18 protein-coding genes are annotated in these 23,950 nt (G+C 68.6%); 16 read left to right on the forward strand and 2 right to left on the reverse strand.

Translation table 11 applies throughout. The annotated features are described in order from the left end of the window. Nucleotides 1–9: 9 nt before the first annotated feature. Both NBW76_RS05650 and NBW76_RS05655 read right to left on the reverse strand, forming a co-directional pair. Nucleotides 10–537, reverse strand: coding sequence for a TasA family protein (locus NBW76_RS05650; RefSeq protein ID WP_056555878.1), 528 nt, complete (start codon nt 535–537; stop codon nt 10–12). 132 nt (nt 538–669) lie between these two features. Continuing rightward, nucleotides 670–1,842 carry a GAF domain-containing sensor histidine kinase gene (locus tag NBW76_RS05655; RefSeq protein WP_056555875.1) on the reverse strand — a complete coding sequence of 391 codons (1,173 nt, stop codon included), beginning with the start codon at nt 1,840–1,842 and terminating at the stop codon, nt 670–672. A gap of 152 nt (nt 1,843–1,994) precedes the next feature. Here NBW76_RS05655 and NBW76_RS05660 point away from each other — a divergent pair, with 152 nt between their 5' ends. From NBW76_RS05660 to NBW76_RS05735, 16 genes are all read left to right on the forward strand, one after another. Next, a complete protein-coding gene (locus NBW76_RS05660; RefSeq protein ID WP_056555872.1) occupies nt 1,995–2,804 on the forward strand; it encodes a hypothetical protein in 810 nt (269 codons plus the stop codon). 270 nt (nt 2,805–3,074) lie between these two features. Continuing rightward, nucleotides 3,075–3,692, forward strand: coding sequence for a 50S ribosomal protein L10 (rplJ, locus tag NBW76_RS05665; RefSeq protein ID WP_056555868.1), 618 nt, complete (start codon nt 3,075–3,077; stop codon nt 3,690–3,692). A gap of 56 nt (nt 3,693–3,748) precedes the next feature. Then, nucleotides 3,749–4,141: a 50S ribosomal protein L7/L12 gene (rplL, locus tag NBW76_RS05670; RefSeq protein WP_055964201.1), complete on the forward strand. Its 393-nt coding sequence runs from the start codon at nt 3,749–3,751 to the stop codon at nt 4,139–4,141. A gap of 358 nt (nt 4,142–4,499) precedes the next feature. Continuing rightward, a complete protein-coding gene (locus tag NBW76_RS05675; RefSeq protein WP_055966233.1) occupies nt 4,500–5,459 on the forward strand; it encodes an ABC transporter ATP-binding protein in 960 nt (319 codons plus the stop codon). A gap of 53 nt (nt 5,460–5,512) precedes the next feature. After that, nucleotides 5,513–6,232, forward strand: coding sequence for an ABC transporter permease (locus NBW76_RS05680; protein WP_082480398.1), 720 nt, complete (start codon nt 5,513–5,515; stop codon nt 6,230–6,232). Between the two features lies 1 nt (nt 6,233). Next, nucleotides 6,234–7,064, forward strand: a complete 831-nt coding sequence (locus NBW76_RS05685; RefSeq protein WP_055964208.1) for an ABC transporter permease — start codon at nt 6,234–6,236, stop codon at nt 7,062–7,064. A 2-nt stretch (nt 7,065–7,066) separates the two neighbouring features. Then, on the forward strand, nt 7,067–8,530 hold the full coding sequence (locus NBW76_RS05690; protein ID WP_055964211.1) for an MCE family protein: 1,464 nt from the start codon (nt 7,067–7,069) through the stop codon (nt 8,528–8,530). A gap of 76 nt (nt 8,531–8,606) precedes the next feature. Continuing rightward, entirely contained in the window at nt 8,607–9,710 is a 1,104-nt protein-coding gene (locus tag NBW76_RS05695; protein WP_055964213.1) for an MCE family protein, read from the forward strand. Further along, nucleotides 9,707–10,657 (forward strand): MCE family protein, encoded by a 951-nt coding sequence (locus NBW76_RS05700; protein ID WP_055964215.1) that lies wholly within the window; start codon nt 9,707–9,709, stop codon nt 10,655–10,657. The genes NBW76_RS05695 and NBW76_RS05700 overlap by 4 nt, the downstream gene beginning before the upstream one ends. Beyond that, entirely contained in the window at nt 10,654–11,847 is a 1,194-nt protein-coding gene (locus NBW76_RS05705; RefSeq protein ID WP_055964218.1) for an MCE family protein, read from the forward strand. Before NBW76_RS05700 ends, NBW76_RS05705 begins: the two co-directional genes overlap by 4 nt. Next, nucleotides 11,844–13,316, forward strand: coding sequence for an MCE family protein (locus NBW76_RS05710; protein WP_056555865.1), 1,473 nt, complete (start codon nt 11,844–11,846; stop codon nt 13,314–13,316). Before NBW76_RS05705 ends, NBW76_RS05710 begins: the two co-directional genes overlap by 4 nt. Beyond that, nucleotides 13,313–14,527, forward strand: coding sequence for an MCE family protein (locus tag NBW76_RS05715; protein ID WP_055964224.1), 1,215 nt, complete (start codon nt 13,313–13,315; stop codon nt 14,525–14,527). Before NBW76_RS05710 ends, NBW76_RS05715 begins: the two co-directional genes overlap by 4 nt. Beyond that, nucleotides 14,497–15,123: a hypothetical protein gene (locus NBW76_RS05720; protein ID WP_055964226.1), complete on the forward strand. Its 627-nt coding sequence runs from the start codon at nt 14,497–14,499 to the stop codon at nt 15,121–15,123. The genes NBW76_RS05715 and NBW76_RS05720 overlap by 31 nt, the downstream gene beginning before the upstream one ends. Continuing rightward, a complete protein-coding gene (locus NBW76_RS05725) occupies nt 15,120–16,046 on the forward strand; it encodes a hypothetical protein (RefSeq protein ID WP_056555862.1) in 927 nt (308 codons plus the stop codon). Before NBW76_RS05720 ends, NBW76_RS05725 begins: the two co-directional genes overlap by 4 nt. A 294-nt stretch (nt 16,047–16,340) precedes the next feature. Next, nucleotides 16,341–19,826, forward strand: coding sequence for a DNA-directed RNA polymerase subunit beta (gene rpoB / locus NBW76_RS05730; RefSeq protein WP_055964232.1), 3,486 nt, complete (start codon nt 16,341–16,343; stop codon nt 19,824–19,826). Between the two features lie 85 nt (nt 19,827–19,911). Continuing rightward, nucleotides 19,912–23,757, forward strand: coding sequence for a DNA-directed RNA polymerase subunit beta' (locus NBW76_RS05735; RefSeq protein ID WP_055964235.1), 3,846 nt, complete (start codon nt 19,912–19,914; stop codon nt 23,755–23,757). Nucleotides 23,758–23,950 lie beyond the last annotated feature (193 nt).

Below are 23,950 nucleotides of genomic sequence, written 5' to 3' on the forward strand. Positions count from 1 at the left end.
GGGCGAGTCTCACTGGTTGGTGGTGGTGGCCGAGAGCTGCGTGGAGTCCCAGCTGTACGCGGCGGAGGCGGTCTTGCCCTGCTGCGTGTTGTCGGCGGTGTCGGCGAGGCGCACCGAGAAGGTGTAGTTGCCCACGACGCCGGGCTCGACGGTGCCCAGGGCGTTCTTCTTGCCGTCGACGAGACCGCCGAAGTTGCCGCTGTAGACCTGGGTTCCCGAGGTCGTGTTCGTGATGGTGAGGGTCAGGGCGTCGTCGGCGAACTGGTTCGTCGACGTGGTCTCGGTCAGGCTGAACGCGGCCGGCAGCGAGCCGGTGTTGGTGATGGTCAGGCTGCCGTTGACGACGTCGCCGGGCTTGATGTTCGTGAGGTTGAAGACCGCGGCGTTGCTCTTGGAGTTGGTGTGCGACAGGGTGCCGGAGGTCACCGAGCTGATGGTGTTGGCGGTGCTCGAGGTGAACGTGGCGCCCGAGCCGATGGCGACGGCGCCGGCGGCGAGCAGGGTGGCGAGGGGGACGAGGACCTTCTTGGTGTTCATGGGGGTTCTTCCTGTGTGGACCGGTGGGGCTCGACCGTGGTCGAGGTGATGGCTAGAACGCTACGGAGCCCAGATCCACACGAGTCCCCCACGAGCTCCCCACGAGATCCACATCTCGGAACTCGCCGCCGGCTACCTCGCGGGCAGCTCGAACCACACCGCGGCGCCACCGGTGGGCGACTCGCCCACGCCCACCCGACCCCCGTGCGCACGAACCAGGCGACGCGTGGTGGCCAGGCCGATGCCGTGCCCGCCGGGGTCGTCGCCGCGGTCGTACAGGTCGAAGACCGCGCTCCGGCGAGAGGGCTCGATGCCGCGCCCGTTGTCGGCCACGACGACCCGCCACGCGTCGCCGTGTCGCTCGGCGCTCACGACCACCTGGGCGGGCACGCCCTCACGGGTGAACTTGAGCGCGTTGGTCAGCAGGTTGAGCACGACGGAGTAGAGCATGTCGGCGTCGGCGGCCACGGTGGGCAGCGACTCGACGGTGATCGTCGCGCCACCGCGGCGCACCACGGGCTCCAGGTCCGCGAGGGCCAGCGTGAACACGTGCTCCAGCGGGGTGTCGACGAGCGACAGCCGGCCACCGCGGACCGCGAAGTCGAGCATCTCCTCGATCATGCGGTTCATCCGCCGGCCCGCCTCCGACACGGCGCGCACGACGGCGCCGAGGTCGTCGTGGGTGACCACCACGGGCTCGGTCTCGAGCAGCTCGGCGTTGGCGAGGATGGCGGTGAGCGGGCTGCGCAGGTCGTGGCTGACCTGGCCCGCGAAGAGCGCCAGGTGGTGGTTGGCCCGCTCCAGCTCGCGGGTGCGCAGGCGCAGCTCGAGGACGTCCATCACCTGCCCGGCCACGGTGCGCAACGAGACCTCCTGCGCGGACGTCAGGGTCCGCGCGGTCTCGTCGAACAGGCACAGCCGGCCGAGGTGCACGTCGTCGGGCGTGATCAACGGCGCCGACGCGTAGAACCGCACGGCGCCGATGTCGCCGGTGACGAACGGGTTGGTGCGGAACCGCTCGTCCTGCGTGGCGTCGGGCACGACCACGTTCCCGGTCTCGGCCATCACGGCGGCGCACATGGAGTCCGACCGGGAGCAGACGGACGGCTCGATGCCGGCCGTCGCGACGATCTGGTGCTGCTGGTTGCGCGTGATGATGTTGATCGCTGCGCTGGGCACGTCGCACGCCTGCGCGACGAGGTCGACGAGCGCCTGCAGGTCGCGGCCCACGGGCTCGCTGAGCACGGCGTAGCGCTCCAGCTCGAGCTCCTGCTGCTCGATCGTTCCCCCGACGACGGTGCTCATCGGACCTCCTCGATCGCTTCGCCCGACCATGTCACACCTGGCGCCTCTCGGCTCGGTCCGCCGGCGCGGCGATCCTCGCCCGTCGCCGGACGGACGTCCGGAATTGGCCGACCGGACGCCGGATCGGGCGAAGTGAGAGGTATGATCCAAACATGAACCTGCGCCTCAAGAAGTCCGCCGCCGCGGTGGCCATCGTCCTGACCGCCGGCCTCGGCCTCGCCGCCTGTGGTGGTGACGACTCCTCCGGCGCCAAGGGAGACACGTCCTCGGTCGGCGAGAAGGCCGACACCGAGCTCACCCAGGAGAACTTCTTCACGGAGGTGACCAAGGCCCAGCAGGACGCCAAGACCAGCCACGTCGAGATGGCGTTCGGCGTCGGTGGCCAGGACATCAAGGCCTCCGGCGACGTGTCGACCGGCAAGTCCGCTGCCGACTCCGCCATGAGCATGACCATGACGCTCGGCGCCCAGGGCGAGATGGAGATGCGCCTCATCGACGGCGTGCTCTACATGAACATGGGCTCGATGACGCAGAACAAGTTCACGAAGATCGACCTCAACGACAAGGACAACCCGCTGGGCGAGCAGTACGGCGGTCTCCTCGACAGCGTCGACCCCTCCAAGCAGATCGAGCAGATGCAGGAGGCCGTCACCGGCTTCGAGCAGAAGGGCGACGCGGAGAAGCTCGACGGCGTCGAGGCCACCCCGTACGTCGTGACCGTGGACTCCAGCAAGCTCACCGAGCAGCTGGGTGCCACCGGCCAGGACGCCGCGCAGGTCCCCGACACCCTCACGTACACGATGTACATCGGCCCGGACAACCTGCCGCGTCGCATCCTCATGGACGTCGCGGGCACGAAGATGACCATGGACTACACCAAGTGGGGCGAGGACGTCACCATCGAGGCGCCGGCGAAGGACCAGATCTCCGACGTCGACCTCTCCCAGATGGGCGGTGCCTGAGTCCGAGCGAGCCCACCCGGCACCTGCCGGGTGACGCCGCTCGACCAGCGCTCCGCACGAGCCCCCGTCGCACCGATTTGGTGCGGCGGGGGCTCGTGCGTAGACTGACCACGCCGAAGACCGCTGGCCGGGTCCCGCAAGGGCCCGCGAAGTGCCTCGAACGAGGCGGCCCGCGCAGGTGTCCTTCAGAGGTGGGTCCGTCAGGACCTCCCGACGACGTGCACCGCAGCGCGTGCGTCGGTCGAGGCAACGACCACCAGAAGGAGACCCATGGCAAGCCCGGACAAGGTTGCTGCCGTCGCCGAGCTCACGCAGAGCCTGCGCGACTCCGACGGCATCGTCCTCACCGAGTACCGCGGTCTCACCGTGAAGCAGCTGCAGGAACTGCGGCGCTCGCTCGGTGAGGGTGCGAGCTATGCCGTCGCCAAGAACACGCTGACGAGGATCGCGGCCAAGGAGGCCGGGGTCGACCTGTCGGACGACCTGCTCACCGGCCCGACCGCCATCGCCTTCATCAAGGGCGACGTCGTCGAGGCCGCCAAGGGTCTGCGTGACTTCGCGAAGGCGAACACCACCCTCGTCATCAAGGGAGGCTTCCTCGACGGGAAGTCGCTCGATGCCGACGAGGTCAAGAAGCTGGCGGACCTCGAGTCGCGCGAGGTCCTCCTCGCCAAGCTCGCCGGCGCCATGAAGGGCAGCCTTCAGAACGCCGCGTCCCTCTTCAACGCCCCGCTCGCCCAGACGGCCCGCCTCGTGGCGGCCCTCGAGGCGAAGAAGGCCGAAGAGGCTCCCGCCGACGCTTCCACCGACACTGCTGCCGAGGCCCCCGCGGCCGAGGCAACACCCGAGGTCGAGGCTCCCGCCGAGACCGACTCCACCGAGGGCTGAACGCCCGATCTGATCGGGACCCCCTCGGGGTCTCACCAACGAAAGGACGCCACATCATGGCGAAGCTCAGCACCGACGAGCTGCTCGACGCATTCAAGGAACTGACCCTCATCGAGCTCTCCGAGTTCGTGAAGGCCTTCGAGGAGACCTTCGAGGTCACCGCCGCTGCCCCCGTGGCCGTGGCCGCTGCGGCCCCCGCTGCCGCCGGTGGCGACGCCGGTGGCGACGCCGCCGAGCAGGACGAGTTCGACGTCGTCCTCGAGTCGGCCGGCGACAAGAAGATCCAGGTCATCAAGGAGGTGCGCGGTCTCACGAGCCTCGGCCTGAAGGAGGCCAAGGACCTCGTCGAGGGCGCTCCGAAGCCCGTCCTGGAGAAGGTCGCCAAGGATGCCGCCGAGAAGGCCAAGGAGGCCCTCGAGGCCGCCGGCGCCACCGTCACGCTCAAGTGACCTGGCTGTCAGCCTGACGTCCACGTGACGTCGACGCAGACCCCCGCAGACCCGGTTCCGACCGGGTCGGCGGGGGTCTCGTCGTGTCCGGAGGCGGCGGCGCGCCGATCGCCCGAGCGGCCGTCGCGCTCCGCTGACGGGCCGAACGGCAGGGTCAGGGACGTGACCGAGGCCACCTTTGTGACTCGCAGTTGCATGGGGTACGGTCTCTGAGACCTGCGACACGTTACTCGCGGGTCATCATGACGGAGCGAACTCGTAACCGAGTCGCCCGAAATTCGTTAGGCTGGGTGGCCCGGGTCACATCGACTGCGGGCCCGGTACGGGGACCGGCCGAGCTGGAGTGGAGGAGGGGTCCGTGGGCGTCGAGGTCAAGGTCGAGAACCTGACGAAGAGCTTCGGCTCGCAGCTGATCTGGGGCGACGTCTCGTTGACCCTCCCCGCGGGTGAGATCTCCGTGATGCTCGGTCCGTCCGGCACGGGCAAGTCGGTGTTCCTCAAGACGCTGATCGGTCTGCTGAAGCCTGACGAGGGCCACATCTGGATCGAGGGCGTCGACATCGCGACGTGCAAGGAGAAGGACCTCTACGAGATCCGCAAGCTGTTCGGCGTGCTGTTCCAGGACGGCGCCATGTTCGGCTCCATGGACCTCTACGACAACTGCGCCTTCCCGCTGCGCGAGCACACCAAGAAGTCCGAGTCCGAGATCCGCCAGATCGTCATGGACAAGATGGACATCGTCGGCCTGGCCGGTGCGGAGAACAAGCTCCCCGGCGAGATCTCCGGCGGCATGCGCAAGCGTGCCGGCCTGGCCCGCGCACTCGTGCTGGAGCCCGAGATCCTGCTCATCGACGAGCCCGACTCCGGCCTCGACCCGGTGCGCACGGCCTACATCAACCAGCTGTTCATCGACCTGAACGCCCAGATCGACGCCACGTTCCTCATCGTCACGCACGACATCAACTCCACCCGCACCGTGCCCGACAACATCGGCCTGCTCTACCACAAGCACCTGGCGATGTTCGGCCCGCGCGAGATGCTGCTGTCGAGCACCGAGCCCGTCGTCGCGCAGTTCCTCAACGCCCAGCGCGTCGGTCCGATCGGCATGTCCGAGGAGAAGGACGCCGACGAGCTCGCGGCCGAGTCCGAGATCGAGATGCCGCCGCTGCCGCCCATCCCGCGCCAGCTCGAGCCGTCGGACGGTCGTCCCCGTGTCGCGCAGCGCGAGCCGGGCGCCTGGTGCCGCGACAACGGCATCACGCCTCCGCCCGGGTCGTTCGACGAGAACATGAGCCTCGCTCCGGGCAGCACCGCGTGAGCGCAACCAAGATCGCGGCGCCCGCACGGATCGCAGGTGGCCTCTTCGCCTTCATGCTCGACGTCACCGTCGCGCTGTTCCGGCGACCCTTCCAGCTCAAGGAGTTCCTGACCCAGGCCTGGTTCATCGTCACCGTGACGATCGTGCCGACGGCCCTGGTCTCGATCCCCTTCGGTGCCGTCATCGCCCTCCAGGTCGGCGGGCTCATCAAGCAGTTCGGTGCGCAGTCGTTCACGGGCTCCGCCGCGGTGCTGGCCGTGGTGCGCGAGGCCGGCCCCATCGCCACCGCGCTGCTGATCGCCGGTGCCGCCGGCTCGGCCATCGCGGCCGACTTCGGCTCGCGCAAGATCCGCGAGGAGCTCGACGCGATGATGGTGCTGGGCATCGACCCCATCCAGCGCCTCGTCGTGCCCCGCGTGCTCGCCGCCATGCTCATCGCCGTCTTCCTCAACGGCCTGGTGACGATCGTCGGTGTCGCCGGTGGCTACGTGTTCAACGTCGTGCTGCAGGACGGCACACCAGGGGCCTATCTGGCCTCGTTCACGGCGCTGGCCCAGCTGCCCGACATGTACCAAGGCATGGTGAAGGCCGTCATCTTCGGCTACATCGCGGCCATCGTGGCCGCCTACAAGGGGATGAACGCCAAGGGCGGCCCGAAGGGCGTGGGCGACGCGGTCAACGAGGCCGTCGTCATCACCTTCCTGCTGCTGTTCATCGTGAACTTCTTCGTGTCGTCCATCTACATCCAGCTCGTCCCACCGAAGGGGATGTGACATGGCGACGAAGATCAGTGCCGTCTACGAGCGCCCCGCGGCAGCGCTGGAGGGCCTCGGCACCCAGCTGCTGTTCTACCTGCGCGTCCTGCGGGCCATCCCGTTCACGATCAAGAACTACAGCCGCGAGATCCTGCGGCTTCTCGCCGAGGTCGCGCTCGGTTCCGGCGCCCTCGCCGTCATCGGCGGAACCGTCGGCGTCATCGTGGCCATGTGCTTCTTCACCGGCACCGAGGTCGGCATCCAGGGCTTCGCCGCGCTCGACCAGCTCGGCACCGCCGCACTGTCCGGCTTCGTCTCGGCCTACTTCAACACGCGTGAGATCGCGCCGATCGTCGCCGGCATCGCGCTCGCCGCGACCGTCGGCTGCGGCTTCACCGCGCAGCTCGGCGCCATGCGGATCTCCGAGGAGGTCGACGCGCTCGAGGTCATGGCCGTGCCGTCGATGCAGTTCCTCGTCACCACGCGCGTGCTGGCCGGGCTCATCGCCGTGGTCCCGCTCTACGTCGTCGGCCTGCTGTCGTCCTACTTCGCGACCAGATTGACGATCACGCAGTTCCTCGGGCAGAGCACCGGGACCTACGACCACTACTTCTCGACGTTCCTGCCACCAGGTGACGTGCTGTGGTCGTTCGGCAAGGTGCTGATCTTCGCCGTCGTGGTGATCCTGATCCACTGCTACTACGGCTACTACGCCTCCGGCGGACCCGCGGGCGTGGGTGTGGCCGTGGGCCGCGCCGTCCGTACGTCGATCGTCGCCGTCAACGTCGTCGACCTGCTCGCCTCCATGGCGATCTGGGGCACGACCGTCACCGTCAGATTGGCAGGTTGACGATGGCTGCCACTCCCTTCGCCGAGCGTCCCACGAGCCTGAAGCTCCTCGGGGCCGGTCTCGTCGTCCTCATGGCCTTCTTCGTCTGGCTGACGTTCGCGTTCTTCTCCAAGACCTTCGTGGCCACCGACGACGTCACCGTCGACACCGGCAAGGCCGGCCTGAACCTGCCGCAGGCCGCCGACGTCAAGCTGCGCGGCATGATCGTGGGCGAGGTCAAGGACGTCGAGCCGCGCGACGGCGGCGTGCGACTCGTGCTCGGTCTCAAGCCCGACCTGATCGGCCAGGTGCCGGCCGACGTCACCGCGGAGATCGTGCCCAAGACCCTGTTCGGCGAGAAGTACGTCGCGCTGATCCCCGCCGACGACGCGGGCAGCGAGCGGCTGAAGGCCGGCGACACGATCCAGCGCGCCGAGGTGCCGATCGAGGTCGAGGAGCTGCTCAACGACCTCTACCCGCTGCTGCAGGCCGTGGAACCGGCTGAGCTGTCGTACACGCTCACGGCGGTCTCCCAGGCGCTCGAGGGACGCGGTGAGAAGCTCGGCGAGACCCTCGTGTCCGCCAACGAGTACCTCACGGCACTCAACCCCGACGTCCCGACGCTGGTCGACGACCTCACCAAGCTCGGCACCGTCTCCGACGGCTACGCCGCGCAGATGCCCACCCTCGGGCGCCTGCTGAAGAACACGGTCGTCACCGGCAACACGGTCGTCGCCAAGCGCACGCAGCTCGCGGCGTTCTTCGACGAGGGCACCCGGCTGGCGAACACGCTGACCGACTTCGTCGACGCCAACGGCGAGAACCTCGAGGTGCTCGCCAAGCAGAACCGCGAGCTGCTCAGCGTCACGGCCGACTACTCCAGCACCTTCCCGTGCTTCACGGGCGGCATGGCCACGGTGCTGCCGAAGCTCAACAGCGTCCTGCGCAACAACACCGTGCACATCGACCTGGAGCTCCTCGCCGAGCAGCCCACCGGCTACCAGCTGGGGGAGAACGCCGTGGTGCCCGACAACAAGACCCTCGACGAGACCGAGCAGACCGACCCGAACAAGGTGAAGTACATCGACGCGCCGGACAAGGACAACGGTCGACTCCCCAACACCCTGGGCGCCGTGTGCGAGGACCTCAAGGTCTTCAAGAAGAACGCCAACGACCCGAGCAAGTGGCCCTACAACCAGGCCGACCCGTTCCAGGTCGCTCCGGAGATCTACAAGCTCGTGGGCGTCGAGAACAGCCACAACGGCAAGTTCGGCAGCGAGGCGGACTTCGAGCGCGCTGCCGTGGCCAACCTCGACTCGGCAGGCTTCTGGAACCCCAGCCTGGCCGACACCGACAGCGCCCAGCAGCGTGACGACGTGCGCCGGATGGCCGCCGCCGTGGCCGGTGTCGACGCCGACCGCGTCCCCGACGCCGCGTCGCTCCTGCTCAGCCCGATCCTGCGTGGCACGGAGGTGACGGTGAGATGAGCGAGCGCAAGCGAGCGAACGACCAGCACCTCATCGCGTTGCTCCCGTACCGTGCTCTTCCGACGGGGGTGACGCGATGAGCAAGGCTCTGGACCGCGAGTCCATCTCTGCGATCGTCAAGCTGTCGATCTTCTTCGCCGTCACCGGTGCGGCCACGTTCCTGCTGATGCTGACCCTCAGCGGGGCCAACCTCGGCAGCAGCAACGAGTACAAGGCCGTCTTCTCCGACGTCACCGGCGTGGCCAAGGGCGACGACGTCCGCATCGCCGGCGTCTCCGTCGGGTCGATCAAGAAGGTCGAGATCCACGACACCGACGAGGCCATCATCACCTTCTCGGTGCGCACCTCGACCCCGCTCACCCAGGACACCAACGCGCAGCTGCGGTTCCGCAACCTCGTCGGCCAGCGCTACCTGGCGCTCTTCCAGGGCGGCGAGGGCGGCACCGCACGCCTGGCCCCGGGCTCGACCATCCCGCAGGACCGCACCGAGGAGGCACTCGACCTCAACGTGCTGCTCAACGGCTTCAAGCCCGTCTTCCAGGCGCTGTCACCGTCGGACACCAACAAGTTCGCCTTCGAGATCGTCCAGACCCTGCAGGGCGAGGCCGGCAACGTGCAGAGCCTGCTGGCCCGCACCGCGTCGCTGACCAGCACGCTCGCCGACCGCGACGAGCTCATCGGCGACGTCGTGGTGAACCTGTCCGACGTGCTCGACACGATCGGCAGCCGCGACCAGCAGCTCACGGCCACGATCGACACCCTGCAGCAGTTCGTCACCGGCCTGAAGGGCGACCGCGAGGCGATCCTCGGCTCGCTCGACTCGATCTCCGACCTCACCACCGAGACCTCCAACCTGCTCGTGGAGGGCCGGCCCGACCTCACGGCCGACGTCAAGCAGCTGCGCCGCCTGACCAAGAACCTGTCGAGCGAGCGCAACCTCAAGACCATCGAGGAAGCCGTGCAGATCCTGCCCATCAAGATGGAGAAGCTGGGCAACCTGGCCTCCAACGGCAGCCTGTTCAACTTCTACGTCTGCGAGCTGAACGTCGACGTCTCCCAGCTGACCGGAACCCCGCTCGACGGCCTGCTCGACGGCCTGATCAGCGAGCTGGGTGCCGTCCAGGCCGGCGGCGACCGCTGCCGCACCGGCAACGGCGAGTACGGGAAGGCCGCCTCATGAAGCCCTTCCGCGAGCGCAACCCCGTCATCATCGGCCTGCTCGGGTTCACGATCATCGCGCTGCTCCTCGTCGCGGCCTTCCGCGCCGATCGGCTCCCGATCATCGGCGCAGGGGACACGTACCACGCCGAGTTCTCCGAGATCGGTGGCCTCAAGGACGGCAACGAGGTCCGCGTGGCCGGCGTGCCGGTCGGCAAGGTGCGTGGCATCGAGCTCGCCGGCAACAAGGTCAAGGTCACGTTCAAGGTCGACAAGGGCACGCGGCTGGGCCGCGAGACAGGTGCGGAGATCCGCATCCGCACCCTCCTCGGCGCGCAGTTCCTGGCACTCACGCCCTCGGGCTCGGGCCGCCTCGAGAAGGGCACCACGATCCCGGTGTCCCGCACGGTGCCGCCGTACGACGTGGTGCAGGCCTTCTCCGACCTCAGCACCACCACCGACGCGCTCGACGTCGGCCAGATCTCCGACGCGCTCGAGACCTTGTCCGACGTCGCCGCCCAGACGCCCGAGGAGTTCCGCGGCGCGATCCGCGGGGTCTCGGACCTCTCGCGCAACCTCGCGGCCCGCGACGACCAGATCAACACCCTCCTGGTGAACCTCAAGAAGGTCACGGGTGTCATCAACTCGCGCGACGACGAGCTCGTCCAGCTGGTGAAGGACTCCTCGGTCCTCTTCGACGCGGTCACCGAGCGACGCGAGGCCATCCACCGCCTGCTCGTCTCGACGCAGGAGATCTCCGAGCAGCTCAGCGCCCTCGTGGACGACACGGAGGCCGACCTCAAGCCCGCCCTCAGGCAGCTGCGCGCCGTCACGACCATGCTGGCGCGCAACGAGCAGAGCCTCGACCGCGCCCTCACCGTGATGCCCGGCTTCCTGCGGGTCTTCGCCAACGCCCTGGGCAACGGTCCGTGGTTCGAGACCTACGTCAAGATCGGAGGTGCCGGATGACCAGGCTCGCCGGCGTCGCCCGCATCCTCACCGTGCTCGTCGCCCTCGTCCTCGTCGTGGGACTGGTGATCGTCTTCGGCCAGCGCGACGCGAAGAACACGATCACGGTCGACTTCGCCCAGACCAACTCGCTGTACGAGGGTTCCGACGTCCGCATCCTCGGCGTGGCCGTCGGCACCGTCGACCGGCTCGTCCCGCGCGGCGAGACCGTGCGCGCGACGATCTCCTACGACGCCGACGTCAAGCTGCCGGCCGACGTCAAGGCCGTCGTGGTCTCGCCGTCGATCGTGGGGGACCGGTTCGTGCAGCTGGCCCCGGCCTACGACGGTGGGCAGGTGCTGGCGGACGGCGCCCGGCTGGGCGTCGACCGCACCGCCGTGCCGGTGGAGCTCGACCAGATCTACAAGTCGCTCGACGACCTGTCGGTGGCCCTGGGTCCCGACGGCGCCAACAGGAACGGTGCCGTGAGCAACCTGGTGAAGGACACCGCGGCGCAGCTCGACGGCCAGGGCACCCAGCTCAACGAGACCCTGCGCAACTTCGGCAAGCTCAGCCAGACGCTCTCCGACAACAAGGACGAGCTGTTCGGCAGCATGCGCGAGGTCGACCAGTTCGTGCAGCTGCTCCAGACCAACGACCAGGCGGTCCGCGACTTCTTCGACAGCACGGCGGAGGTCTCCACCGTGCTCGAGGGCGAGCGCGAGGACCTCCAGGCCACCGTGAAGGCGCTGGCCAAGGCCCTCGTCGAGGTGCGCGGGCTCGTCAAGGACAACCGCTCGGAGCTGCGCGGCAACGTCAAGCAGCTCGCCACGATCGCCGAGGTGCTGGGTGACCACCAGAAGGACCTCGAGGAGTTCACCGTGAGCGGCCCCACGGCGCTGTCGAACGTCGCGCTGGCCTACAACGGCGACTCCGGCACGCTCGACAACCACGCCGACGTCCTGGGTCTCGTGCTCGGGGCCGCCGAGAACCCCGGCGACCTCCTCTGCAACCTCAGCGAGCAGCTGCCGATCGACCTCAACGGACCCTGCGAGGACGTGCTCGGGCCGATCCTCGACGGGATCGTCTCGCCGATCATCGGCGGGCTCCCGCTCCCACGGGCCGCAGTGGCGAACGCGGCGGTGGCCGAGCCCACGTCGCCGGACCGCACCGACACGTCCCTCTCCCAGATGCTGGCGGTGGACCGATGAGCACCCGGACCGTGAACACCTCCACGCGACGACGCCCCTGGCGGACCGTGGCCGCCGGCGCGGCGAGCGCCGTGCTGCTCTCGGGCTGCTCGTTCTCGCCCTACGAGCTCCCGCTGCCCGGCGGCGCGGACCTCGGGTCCGACCCGTACACCGTCACGGTGCAGTTCCGCGACGTCCTCGACCTGGTGCCCCAGAGCGCCGTCCGGGTCGACGACATCGCGGTCGGCAAGGTCACCAAGATCCGGCTCGACGGCTGGACGGCCACCGCCACGCTCAAGATCAACCGCGACGTGGAGCTGCCCGACAACGCCGAGGCCCAGATCCGTCAGACGAGCCTGCTGGGCGAGAAGTTCGTCTCGCTCGCCCCGCCGACCACCGGCGGTGTGGGCCAGCTCGGCAACGGCGACCGCATCCCGCTCGACCGCTCGGGGCGCAACCCCGACATCGAGGAGGTGCTGGGCGCTGCCTCGCTGCTGCTCAACGGCGGCGGGCTCGAGAAGACCAACACCATCGTCAAGGAGCTCAACAAGACGCTCGACGGCAACGAGCCGGAGATCAAGCAGCTCCTGCAGAGCACCACGACGTTCGTCGGTCAGCTCGACGACAACAAGGCCGACATCCTCACCGCGCTCGAGAAGGTCGACAACCTCGCCCGGGCCACGCAGGACCAGGAGGGCGCCATCACCGCCGCACTCGACGACCTGCCCGAGGCCCTGCGGGTGCTGAACGCCCAGCGCGACGACCTCGTCGGCCTGCTCACCTCGCTCGACCGGCTCAGCGACACCGCGACCGGGGTCATCCGACGGTCGAAGGACGACACGCTCGCGGTGCTGCGCGACCTCGAGCCGACGCTGCGCGAGCTGGCGAACGCCGGTGACGACCTCGCGACCGCGAGCCAGCTGATCTTCAGCTTCCCGTTCACCGACGCGATCGTCGGCGGCAGCCCCGCCCGTGCGAGCAACCCCTGCACGGCCTACAACCCCGACGACGCCTCCACGCAGAACGATGCGACCGTCCGTCAGGACGTGGCCGACGGCGCCTGCTACGGCGACTTCATGAACCTCGACATCAACCTGTCGCTCAACACCAACCAGCTCACGAGCCTGATCGAGGGCCTGCTGTCGCTCGGCAACACGCTCGTCCCGGCCGGGGCCACCGCCGAGGCGCCCGCCGAGGGCGAGACCGCGACGGACCCGGCGGGCCAGCTCGTCGACCTGGTCGAGGGCCTCACGTCGCTGCCCACCGACGGTGGCCTCGGCTCGCTCACCGGCACCACGCCGAGGCCCAGTGCCTCGCCGTCCGCGGGGTCGAGCAGCTCGGGCGGGGGCGGCTCGAGCCAGGGCGGATCCGGTGGGAGCGGCATCTGCGCGCTGCTCGGCAACTGCCGGGTCACCACCACGAGCCAGCTGATGGCGGAGCAGACCGAGGACGTCGGCCGGCTCGTGCTCGGACCGGTGGTGTCGCGATGATCACCAGGCTCACCAAGATCCAGCTCGTCATCTTCGCCATCATCGTGGCGGTCGGTGCGACCTTCGTCGGCGGCAAGTACGCCCAGCTCGACCGGCTCTTCGTCGACCGGACCTTCCCGGTCACGGCCGACTTCGCCGACTCCGGCGGCATCTTCGCCGGCGCCGAGGTGACCTACCGCGGCATCGCGGTCGGCAAGGTCAAGCAGCTGAAGTTCACCGACGACGGCGTGGACGTGATCCTCGACATCGAGAAGAGCGCCCCCAAGATCTCCGACGACGTGGTCGCCACCGTGGCCAACAAGTCGGCCATCGGCGAGCAGTACGTCGACCTGTCGCCGCGCTCCAACCAGGCCCCGTACCTCAAGGCCGGCACCGTCATCCCGCGGTCGGACACGAACATCCCGATCTCCACCACGACGCTGCTGCTCAACCTGAACTCGCTGGTCTCCAGCATCGACACCGGCAGCCTCAAGACCGTGGTCGACGAGCTCGGCGCCGCCTTCGAGGGGACCGCGCCCGACCTGGAGCGCATCCTCGACACGTCGTCGGAGTTCATCGAGGCCGCCCAGGAGAACCTCGGCGTGACCCAGAGCCTCATCCGCAACTCCTCGGGAGTCCTGCAGACCCAGATCGACAAGCAGCCCCAGCTCGCGACGTTCGCCGAGAACCTCGCTCTGCTCTCGGACACGCTGGTCGACGCGGACCCGGACCTGCGACGTCTGGTCGACGAGGGCGCGCCGAGCGCGGCGCTCGTCAACGACGTCGTGGAGGAGAACGCAGCGCAGCTGCAGACGATCTTCGCCGACCTGCGCTCGGCCACCGAGCCGCTCGCACGCAACGCCAAGTCGCTGCGCGTGCTGGCGATCCTCTACCCGTACCTGCTCGAGGGCTCGTTCAGCGTGGTCGCCCCGGCCAAGCAGGCCGAGGGCGAGTTCGACGCCACGTTCGGCCTGGTCATCACCAACCCGGCCGACCCGGCCGCGATCAAGCCGTGCGACGAGGACGACAACGGCCAGCGCCCGCGGCGCGAGCCGCAGGAGCTGTACGACATGCAGTTCGACCTTGAGGCCGGCTGTATCGTCAAGGACAAGGTCCCGCGCGGGCCCGACAAGACCGTCATCAACCGTGACCGGGCCGCCGTGGGGACCGGGGCGGACGCCGCCGGAAAGGACTCGTGGAAGTGGCTCCTGCTCGGACCGGCGACCAGCTGACCGCGCACCGCTCCTCCCGCATCCTCGTCGTGCTCGCCGTCCTCGGCGTGCTCGTGGGGGCCGCGGGCCTGGTGGTGCCGCGGGTGATCGGCGACGGCGGCGAGGACTCCGACCGTTCCGCCGTCGCGGCGCGGGTCAACGACTTCGCCACGGTGTACAACACCTACGACGTGGCCGACCTCGCGGACTACCAGAAGCGGATGAAGCCGCTGCTGACGCCGGGCTACTACACCGAGTTCGAGCGGATCACCGGCGCCGTCTTCGGAGCCCTCGAGTCCAAGGACCAGAAGAGCGGCGCCGCCAACGTGCTCGGGGTCGCCGTCGACAGCATCGACGACGACTCGGCCGTGGCCATCGTCGCCGTCGACGCCTCGATCACGACGTCGGCCGACGAGGCAGCCGTGCAGCGTCGCTTCCGCTGGAAGGTCACGCTCACGCGCAGCGGCGACGACTGGCTCGTGAGCCAGTTCGAGACCGTCGTGCCGCTCGACGCCACCACGGGCGAGCCCGGCACCGACGGCGGCGCCACCCCGGCGCCGAGCGCCACCCCGAGCGCCGGCGCGGAGCCCCAGGAGACGCCGGAGGCCGACCAGTGAGCACCCACGACGGACCCTCCAGGCGCCGCCGCATCGCCGGCGAGAGCAAGCCGAGCGACGCGCCCCGCCCCGGACCGGCCAAGAAGGTCGTCAAGAAGCCTGTCGCGCGTCCCGGCACGCCTCCGACGTCGACGCCCGGCTCGACCCCGCGCGAGGAGCCGGCCACGCCCGTCGAGGAGTCGACCACGGGTCCTGCTGCACCCGAGGCGACCCCGACCGACGACCGCGACACCGGCGCCGCCGACGCCGCGCAGGTCGGGACCGGCGCGGACCAGGACCACGACGAGGACCGTGTCGCCGCGCCGCGCGTGGCTCCGCGGGTCGCGCGTCGTCAGGATCGCGCCGCCGCAGCCGCGGCCACCGACGGTGAGGGCACGTCGGAGACCACGTCGGCCGCTCCGGTGGAGCCGAGCGGTCCGCGTGGCCGCCCGCCGCTCGGGCGGGTCCTGCTGCTCGCCATGGTGGTGGCCTCGCTCGTGTTCGGCGCGTTCTTCGGGTACCGGGGCGTCGTCGAGTGGCGCCAGACGCACGGCGTGGACGGCGCCCACGAGGAGGCGGCCGAGACCGCGGCGTCCGCGGCGGAGACGATCTTCACGTATCGCTACGACCAGCTCGACCAGTACCTCGAGGACTCCAAGGACGTCATGACGCCCTCGTTCGCGAAGGACTTCGAGACCATCTCGCCGGCCCTCAACGACCTGGCTCCGCAGCGCAAGATCCAGGTCGAGGCCACGACCCGCGACTCCGCTGCGCTGCCGTGCGGAGACGACTGCACGCGCAGCGAGGCGAAGGTCCTGCTCTTCGTCGACCAGGCTCGGCTCGCCGACGGGTCGCAGGTGCCGACGGTCTTCGGCAACCGTGTCGAGCTCACCATGGTCGAGCGCGACGGCCGCTGGCTCGTCGACGACATCCAGGCCCTCTGAACCAACGTCCGCCTGCGGGCGACGGTGCTTCGCCCGGTGCCGACCGGACGCCTGGGGTCCTCGAGAATCACTGGCATTGCAGTCCCAATACGCTGCTCCCCGTACGAGCGGCCGAATACTCTGAACCATACCGGCCGTCTTGTCAAGGACCAGGCTTGCGTGCGTGTGGGCCCGGGGGCTAGACTGATTCTTCGCGCCCACCTCGTCGCCCTCGTTGCCCCTTGACTGGGGGCGTCAGTCATGCGCGCAGTCCATCACGTGACACCCCTTTGCGAGCCTTTGGAAGGACCCCTCTTGGCCGCCTCGCGCACCGCCGCCGCACCTGTCCAGAACACCGGGGACAAGAACGCCCCCCGCCGCATCTCCTTCGCCAAGATCTCCGAACCGCTCGAGGTTCCCGAGCTCCTGGCCCTGCAGACCGACAGCTTCGACTGGCTGATCGGCAGCGAGAAGTGGAAGGCCGAGGTCGAGGCATCCCTCGCTGCCGGCCGCACCGACATCTCCACGAAGTCCGGTCTGGAGGAGATCTTCGAGGAGATCTCGCCCATCGAGGACTTCTCCGAGACGATGAGCCTGTCGTTCCGCGACCACCGGTTCGAGCCGCCGAAGTACTCGGTGGAGGACTGCAAGGACCGCGACGTCACCTACGCCGCCCCGCTGTTCGTGACCGCCGAGTTCATGAACAACGAGACCGGCGAGATCAAGAGCCAGACCGTCTTCATGGGTGAGTTCCCGCTCATGACCGGCAAGGGCACCTTCGTCATCAACGGCACCGAGCGTGTCGTCGTCAGCCAGCTCGTCCGCTCGCCGGGCGTCTACTTCGAGCGCACGCCCGACAAGACGTCCGACAAGGACATCTACACCGCGAAGGTCATCCCGTCGCGTGGCGCCTGGCTGGAGTTCGAGGTCGACAAGCGCGACCTCGTCGGCGTCCGTCTGGACCGCAAGCGCAAGCAGAGCGTCACCGTGCTGCTCAAGGCCCTCGGCTTCACCGAGGCGCAGATCCTCGAGGAGTTCGGCCAGTACGAGTCGATCCGCCTCACGCTGGAGAAGGACAACGTCCAGACCCAGGACGAGGCGCTGCTCGACATCTACCGCAAGCTGCGTCCGGGCGAGCCGCCGTCGCGCGAGGCCGCCCAGAACCTGCTCGACAACTACTACTTCAACACGAAGCGGTACGACCTCGCGAAGGTCGGTCGTCACAAGGTCAACAAGAAGCTGGGTGCGGACGAGGCCTTCGACCAGCAGACGCTGACGATCGACGACGTCGTCGCGACCATCAAGTACGTGGTGGCGCTGCACGCCGGCGAGACCGAGCTCGAGACGCCCGTGGGCTCCACGATCGTCGAGGCCGACGACATCGACCACTTCGGCAACCGTCGCATCCGCACGGTCGGCGAGCTGATCCAGAACCAGCTCCGCACGGGCCTGGCCCGCATGGAGCGCGTCGTGCGCGAGCGCATGACCACCCAGGACGTCGAGGCCATCACGCCGCAGACGCTCATCAACATCCGTCCGGTCGTGGCGGCGCTGAAGGAGTTCTTCGGCACGAGCCAGCTGTCGCAGTTCATGGACCAGAACAACCCGCTGGCGGGCCTGACGCACAAGCGTCGTCTGAACGCCCTCGGCCCGGGTGGTCTGTCGCGTGAGCGCGCCGGCTACGAGGTCCGCGACGTCCACCCGTCGCACTACGGCCGCATGTGCCCGATCGAGACGCCGGAAGGCCCGAACATCGGCCTCATCGGCTCGCTCGCCTCCTACGGTCGGATCAACGCGTTCGGCTTCATCGAGTCGCCGTACCGCAAGGTCGTCGACGGCACGGTCACCGAGCAGATCGACTACCTGACCGCCACGGACGAGGACCGCTACATCATCGCCCAGGCGAACTCGCCGCTCACCGACGACAGCACGTTCGTCGACGACGCCGTGCTGGTGCGCCAGCGCGGTGGCGAGGCCGAGCTGCGCCCCGCCGGCGACGTCGACTACATGGACGTCTCGCCGCGCCAGATGGTGTCGGTCGCGACCGCGCTGATCCCGTTCCTCGAGCACGACGACGCCAACCGCGCGCTCATGGGCGCCAACATGCAGCGTCAGGCCGTGCCGCTGGTGCGCAACGACGCCCCGCTCGTCGGTACCGGCATGGAGTTCCGTGCCGCCGTCGACGCCGGCGACGTCACGATCGCCAAGAAGGCGGGTGTGGTCAAGGAGGTCTCGGCCGACATGGTCGAGATCATGGAGGACGAGGGCACGTACACCACGTACCGCCTGGCCAAGTTCCGCCGCTCCAACCACGGCACCTGCACGAACCAGCGCCCCCTCGTCGCCGAGGGCCAGCGCGTCGAGGTCGGCACCCCGCTGGCCGACGGTCCGTGCACCGACGAGGGCGAGATGGCCCTGGGCACCAACCTGCTCGTGGCCTTCATGCCCTGGCAGGGCCACAACTACGAGGACGCGATCATCCTCAGCCAGCGCGTCGTGCAGGACGACCTGCTCACCTCGATCCACATCGAGGAGCACGAGGTCGACGCGCGCGACACCAAGCTGGGCCCGGAGGAGATCACCCGCGACATCCCGAACGTCAGCGAGGAGATGCTGGCCGACCTCGACGAGCGCGGCATCATCCGCATCGGCGCGGAGGTCGGCAACGGCGACATCCTCGTCGGCAAGGTCACGCCCAAGGGCGAGACCGAGCTGACGCCGGAGGAGCGCCTGCTGCGCGCCATCTTCGGCGAGAAGGCGCGCGAGGTCCGCGACACGTCGCTCAAGGTGCCCCACGGCGAGTCCGGCACCGTCATCGGCGTCCGCGTGTTCGACGCGGCCGACGGCGACGAGCTGAGCCCCGGCGTGAACCAGCTGGTGCGCGTGTACGTGGCGCAGAAGCGCAAGATCTCCGACGGCGACAAGCTGGCCGGACGTCACGGCAACAAGGGCGTCATCTCCAAGATCCTGCCCATCGAGGACATGCCGTTCCTCGAGGACGGGACGCCGGTCGACATCGTGCTGAACCCGCTGGGCGTGCCCGGCCGCATGAACGTCGGCCAGGTGCTGGAGATCCACCTCGGGTGGGTCGCCAAGGCCGGCTGGGACATCAAGGACATGAAGGACGAGTGGGCCGACCGGCTGCGCGCCATCGGCGCCGACCGGGCACCCTCGAACTCCAACATCGCGACGCCCGTCTTCGACGGTGCCCGCGAGGACGAGATCCAGGGCCTGCTCGCCTCGACCCTGCCCAACCGCGACGGCGAGCGCATGGTCGGCCCCGACGGCAAGGCGGTGCTCTTCGACGGTCGTACCGGCGAGAAGTTCCCCGACCCGATCAGCGTCGGCTACATGTACATCCTGAAGCTGCACCACCTGGTCGACGACAAGATCCACGCCCGCTCGACCGGTCCGTACTCGATGATCACCCAGCAGCCGCTCGGCGGTAAGGCCCAGTTCGGTGGCCAGCGCTTCGGTGAGATGGAGGTCTGGGCCCTCGAGGCCTACGGTGCCGCGTACGCGCTGCAGGAGCTGCTGACGATCAAGTCCGACGACATCGTGGGCCGCGTCAAGGTCTACGAGGCCATCGTCAAGGGCGAGAACGTGCCCGAGCCCGGCATCCCGGAGTCCTTCAAGGTGCTCGTCAAGGAGATGCAGTCGCTGTGCCTGAACGTCGAGGTCCTCTCGGCCGACGGCTCGAGGGTCGAGATGCGCGACGCGGAGGAAGACCTCTTCCGCGCCGCCGAGGAGCTCGGCATCGACCTGTCGCGTCGCGAGCCCTCCAGCGTCGAAGAAGTGTGAGCCCCTGGGGCGCCGCCTCGGCGGCGCCCCACCCTCACTCCCCGCTCTACACAGAACTTTCGAAACGTAAGGGAAAGAAGACAACGTGCTCGACGTGAACTTCTTCGATCAGCTCAAGATCGGCCTCGCCACCGCGGACGACATCCGTCAGTGGTCGTTCGGCGAGGTCAAGAAGCCTGAGACGATCAACTACCGCACGCTCAAGCCTGAGCGTGACGGCCTCTTCTGCGAGAAGATCTTCGGTCCCACCCGGGACTGGGAGTGCTACTGCGGCAAGTACAAGCGCGTGCGCTTCAAGGGCATCATCTGCGAGCGCTGCGGCGTCGAGGTGACCCGTTCGAAGGTCCGTCGCGAGCGCATGGGCCACATCGAGCTCGCCGCTCCCGTCACCCACATCTGGTACTTCAAGGGTGTTCCCAGCCGTCTGGGCTACCTGCTCGACCTCGCCCCGAAGGACCTCGAGAAGGTCATCTACTTCGCGGCCTACATGATCACCCGCGTCGACGAGGACGCGCGTCACCGCGACCTGTCGTCCCTGGAGTCGAAGATCGGCCTCGAGGTCGAGCAGCTCGAGACCCGTCGCGACAACGAGGTCAACGAGCGTCTGCAGAAGCTCGAGGAGGACCTCAAGGCCCTCGAGGCCGAGGGTGCCAAGGCCGACGCCAAGCGCAAGGTCAAGGACGCCGCCGAGCGTGAGGCCAAGCAGCGTCGTGACCGCATCCAGCGCGAGATCGACCGCCTGAACGAGGTCTGGGACCGCTTCAAGAACCTCAAGGTCCAGGACCTCGAGGGCGACGAGATGCTCTACCGCGAGATGACGTACCGCTTCGGTGCGTACTTCGAGGGGTACATGGGCGCCGCCGCCATCCAGAAGCGCCTGCAGTCGTTCGACCTCGACGCCGAGGCCGAGTCGCTGCGCGAGATCATCGCCACCGGCAAGGGCCAGAAGAAGACCCGTGCGCTCAAGCGCCTCAAGGTCGTCTCCGCGTTCCTCGGCAGCAGCAACCACCCCGAGGGCATGGTCCTCGACGCCGTCCCGGTGATCCCGCCGGAGCTGCGTCCGATGGTCCAGCTCGACGGTGGCCGCTTCGCGACGAGCGACCTCAACGACCTGTACCGCCGCGTCATCAACCGCAACAACCGCCTCAAGCGACTGCTCGACCTCGGCGCGCCCGAGATCATCGTCAACAACGAGAAGCGGATGCTGCAGGAGGCCGTCGACTCGCTGTTCGACAACGGCCGTCGTGGCCGTCCCGTCACGGGGCCGGGCAACCGTCCGCTCAAGTCCATCTCGGACATGCTCAAGGGCAAGCAGGGTCGGTTCCGTCAGAACCTGCTCGGCAAGCGCGTCGACTACTCCGGCCGTTCGGTCATCGTGGTCGGCCCGCAGCTCAAGCTGCATCAGTGCGGTCTGCCCAAGCAGATGGCGATCGAGCTGTTCAAGCCGTTCGTCATGAAGCGTCTCGTCGACCTCAACCACGCGCAGAACATCAAGAGCGCCAAGCGCATGGTCGAGCGCGGAGTCCGGGCCGAGGTCTGGGACGTGCTCGAGGAGGTCATCACCGAGCACCCCGTGCTGCTCAACCGTGCACCCACCCTGCACCGTCTGGGCATCCAGGCGTTCGAGCCGCAGCTCATCGAGGGCAAGGCCATCCAGATCCACCCGCTCGTCTGCTCGGCCTTCAACGCCGACTTCGACGGTGACCAGATGGCCGTGCACCTGCCGCTGAGCGCCGAGGCGCAGGCCGAGGCCCGCATCCTCATGCTGAGCACGAACAACATCCTGAAGCCGTCCGACGGCCGCCCGGTCACCATGCCGACCCAGGACATGATCATCGGCCTGTACTTCCTCACGCTCGAGCGTGAGGGGCACGTGGGCGAGGGTCGTGCGTTCAGCTCGGTCTCCGAGGCGGTCATGGCGTTCGACCGCCACGAGATCACCCTGCAGAGCAAGGTGCGCATCCGCATCCCGGGCGTCGACGGAACGGTCGAGTCGCGCGAGACCACGCTGGGTCGCGCCATCTTCAACCAGGCGCTGCCGGACGACTACGCGTACGTGAACTACCAGGTCGGCAAGAAGGAGCTCGGGGTCATCGTCAACGACCTCGCCGAGCGCTACAGCAAGATCGACGTGGGCGTCGCGCTCGACAACCTCAAGGAGACCGGTTTCCACTGGGCCACGCGCTCGGGCGTCACCATCTCCATCGAGGACGTCGTCACGCCGGAGAACAAGCAGGAGATCCTCACCAAGTACGAGGGTCAGGCTGCCAAGGTCCAGCAGCAGTTCGACCGCGGTCTCATCACCGAGGACGAGCGGCGCCAGGAGCTCATCGAGATCTGGACCCAGGCCACGGCCGAGGTCTCCAGCGAGATGGAGAAGAAGTTCACGGCCGACGCCGACAACCCGATCTGGATGATGGTCCACTCGGGTGCGCGAGGCAACATGATGCAGGTGCGTCAGATCGCCGCCATGCGTGGCCTCGTGGCCAACCCGAAGGGCGAGATCATCCCGCGCCCGATCAAGGCCAACTTCCGTGAGGGCCTGAGCGTCGTCGAGTACTTCATCGCGACGCACGGTGCCCGCAAGGGCCTGGCCGACACCGCCCTGCGCACGGCCGACTCCGGCTACCTGACGCGTCGACTCGTCGACGTCAGCCAGGACGTGATCATCCGCGAGGAGGACTGCGGCACCGAGCGCGGTCTGCCCAAGGTGATCGCGACCCGCCTGGACGACGGCACGTTCGTGCCCGCCGAGAACGTCGAGACCTCGGCGTACTCGCGCAGCGCAGCCACCCAGATCACGCACCCGGAGACGGGCGAGGTGCTCGTGGAGGCCGGTGGCGACCTCGGCGACGTCGAGATCAGCCAGCTCGTCGTGGCCGGTGTGGAGTCCATCCGGGTCCGCACGGTGCTCACGTGCGAGGCGGCGGCCGGTACCTGCGCCAAGTGCTACGGCCGTTCGCTGGCCACCGGCAAGCTCGTCGACATCGGCGAGGCGGTCGGCACCATCGCCGCCCAGTCGATCGGTGAGCCCGGCACGCAGCTGACCATGCGTACCTTCCACACCGGTGGTGTGGCCGGTGACGACATCACGCACGGTCTGCCGCGCGTGGTCGAGCTGTTCGAGGCACGCCAGCCCAAGGGTCGCGCTCCCATCACGGAGTCGGCCGGACGGGTGCGCATCGACGACACCGACAAGACCCGCAAGCTCGTCGTCGTCCCCGACGACGGGTCCGAGGAGCAGGAGTACCCGGTCAGCAAGCGCTCGCGCCTGCTCATCGAGGACGGCTCCCACGTCGAGGTCGGCGACCAGCTCACGCACGGCACGCCGGACCCGCAGGAGGTCCTGCGCATCCTCGGTGTCCGTCGGGCGCAGGAGCACCTCGTGGACGAGGTCCAGGAGGTCTACCGCAGCCAGGGCGTGGCGATCCACGACAAGCACATCGAGATCATCGTGCGGCAGATGCTGCGTCGGGTGACGGTCATCGAGCAGGGTGACTCCAACCTGATCCCCGGTGACCTGGCCGATCGTGCGACGTTCGAGTCCGAGAACCGTCGGGTCGTCGCCGAGGGCGGCACCCCGGCCTCGGGTCGTCCGGTGCTGATGGGCATCACGAAGGCCTCGCTGGCCGTCGAGTCGTGGCTGTCGGCCGCCTCCTTCCAGGAGACGACCCGCGTCCTCACCGACGCGGCGATCCACGGCAAGTCGGACTCGCTGCGTGGCCTGAAGGAGAACATCATCATCGGCAAGCTCATCCCGGCAGGCACCGGTCTCGACCGGTACCGCAACATCCGGGTCGAGCCCACCGAGGAGGCACGCCAGGCGGCGTACGCCGTCACGGGCTACGAGTCCTACGACTACGGCTTCGGCTCCGCCGACGGCCAGCCCGTCCAGCTCGACGACTACGACTTCACGTCGTACGAGTCCTGAGCGACTGACACCCCGACGGCCCCGGACCTCACGGTCCGGGGCCGTCGGCGTTCGGGCGGACGACGTGGTGGTGCGCTGTCGCCCTTCGTCCGACCCACCGGTGCGCTCTCGCAGGGGGTCGCGACCTGGTGCGCTGCCTCGGCCAGCGCTCGGCGCGGTCTCCGAAAGAGCCTCGACCGGGCGGCGGGGCGGG

The sequence above is a fragment of the Aeromicrobium sp. Leaf245 genome (assembly GCF_942548115.1).
In the GTDB taxonomy this organism is placed as follows: Bacteria; Actinomycetota; Actinomycetes; order Propionibacteriales; family Nocardioidaceae; genus Aeromicrobium.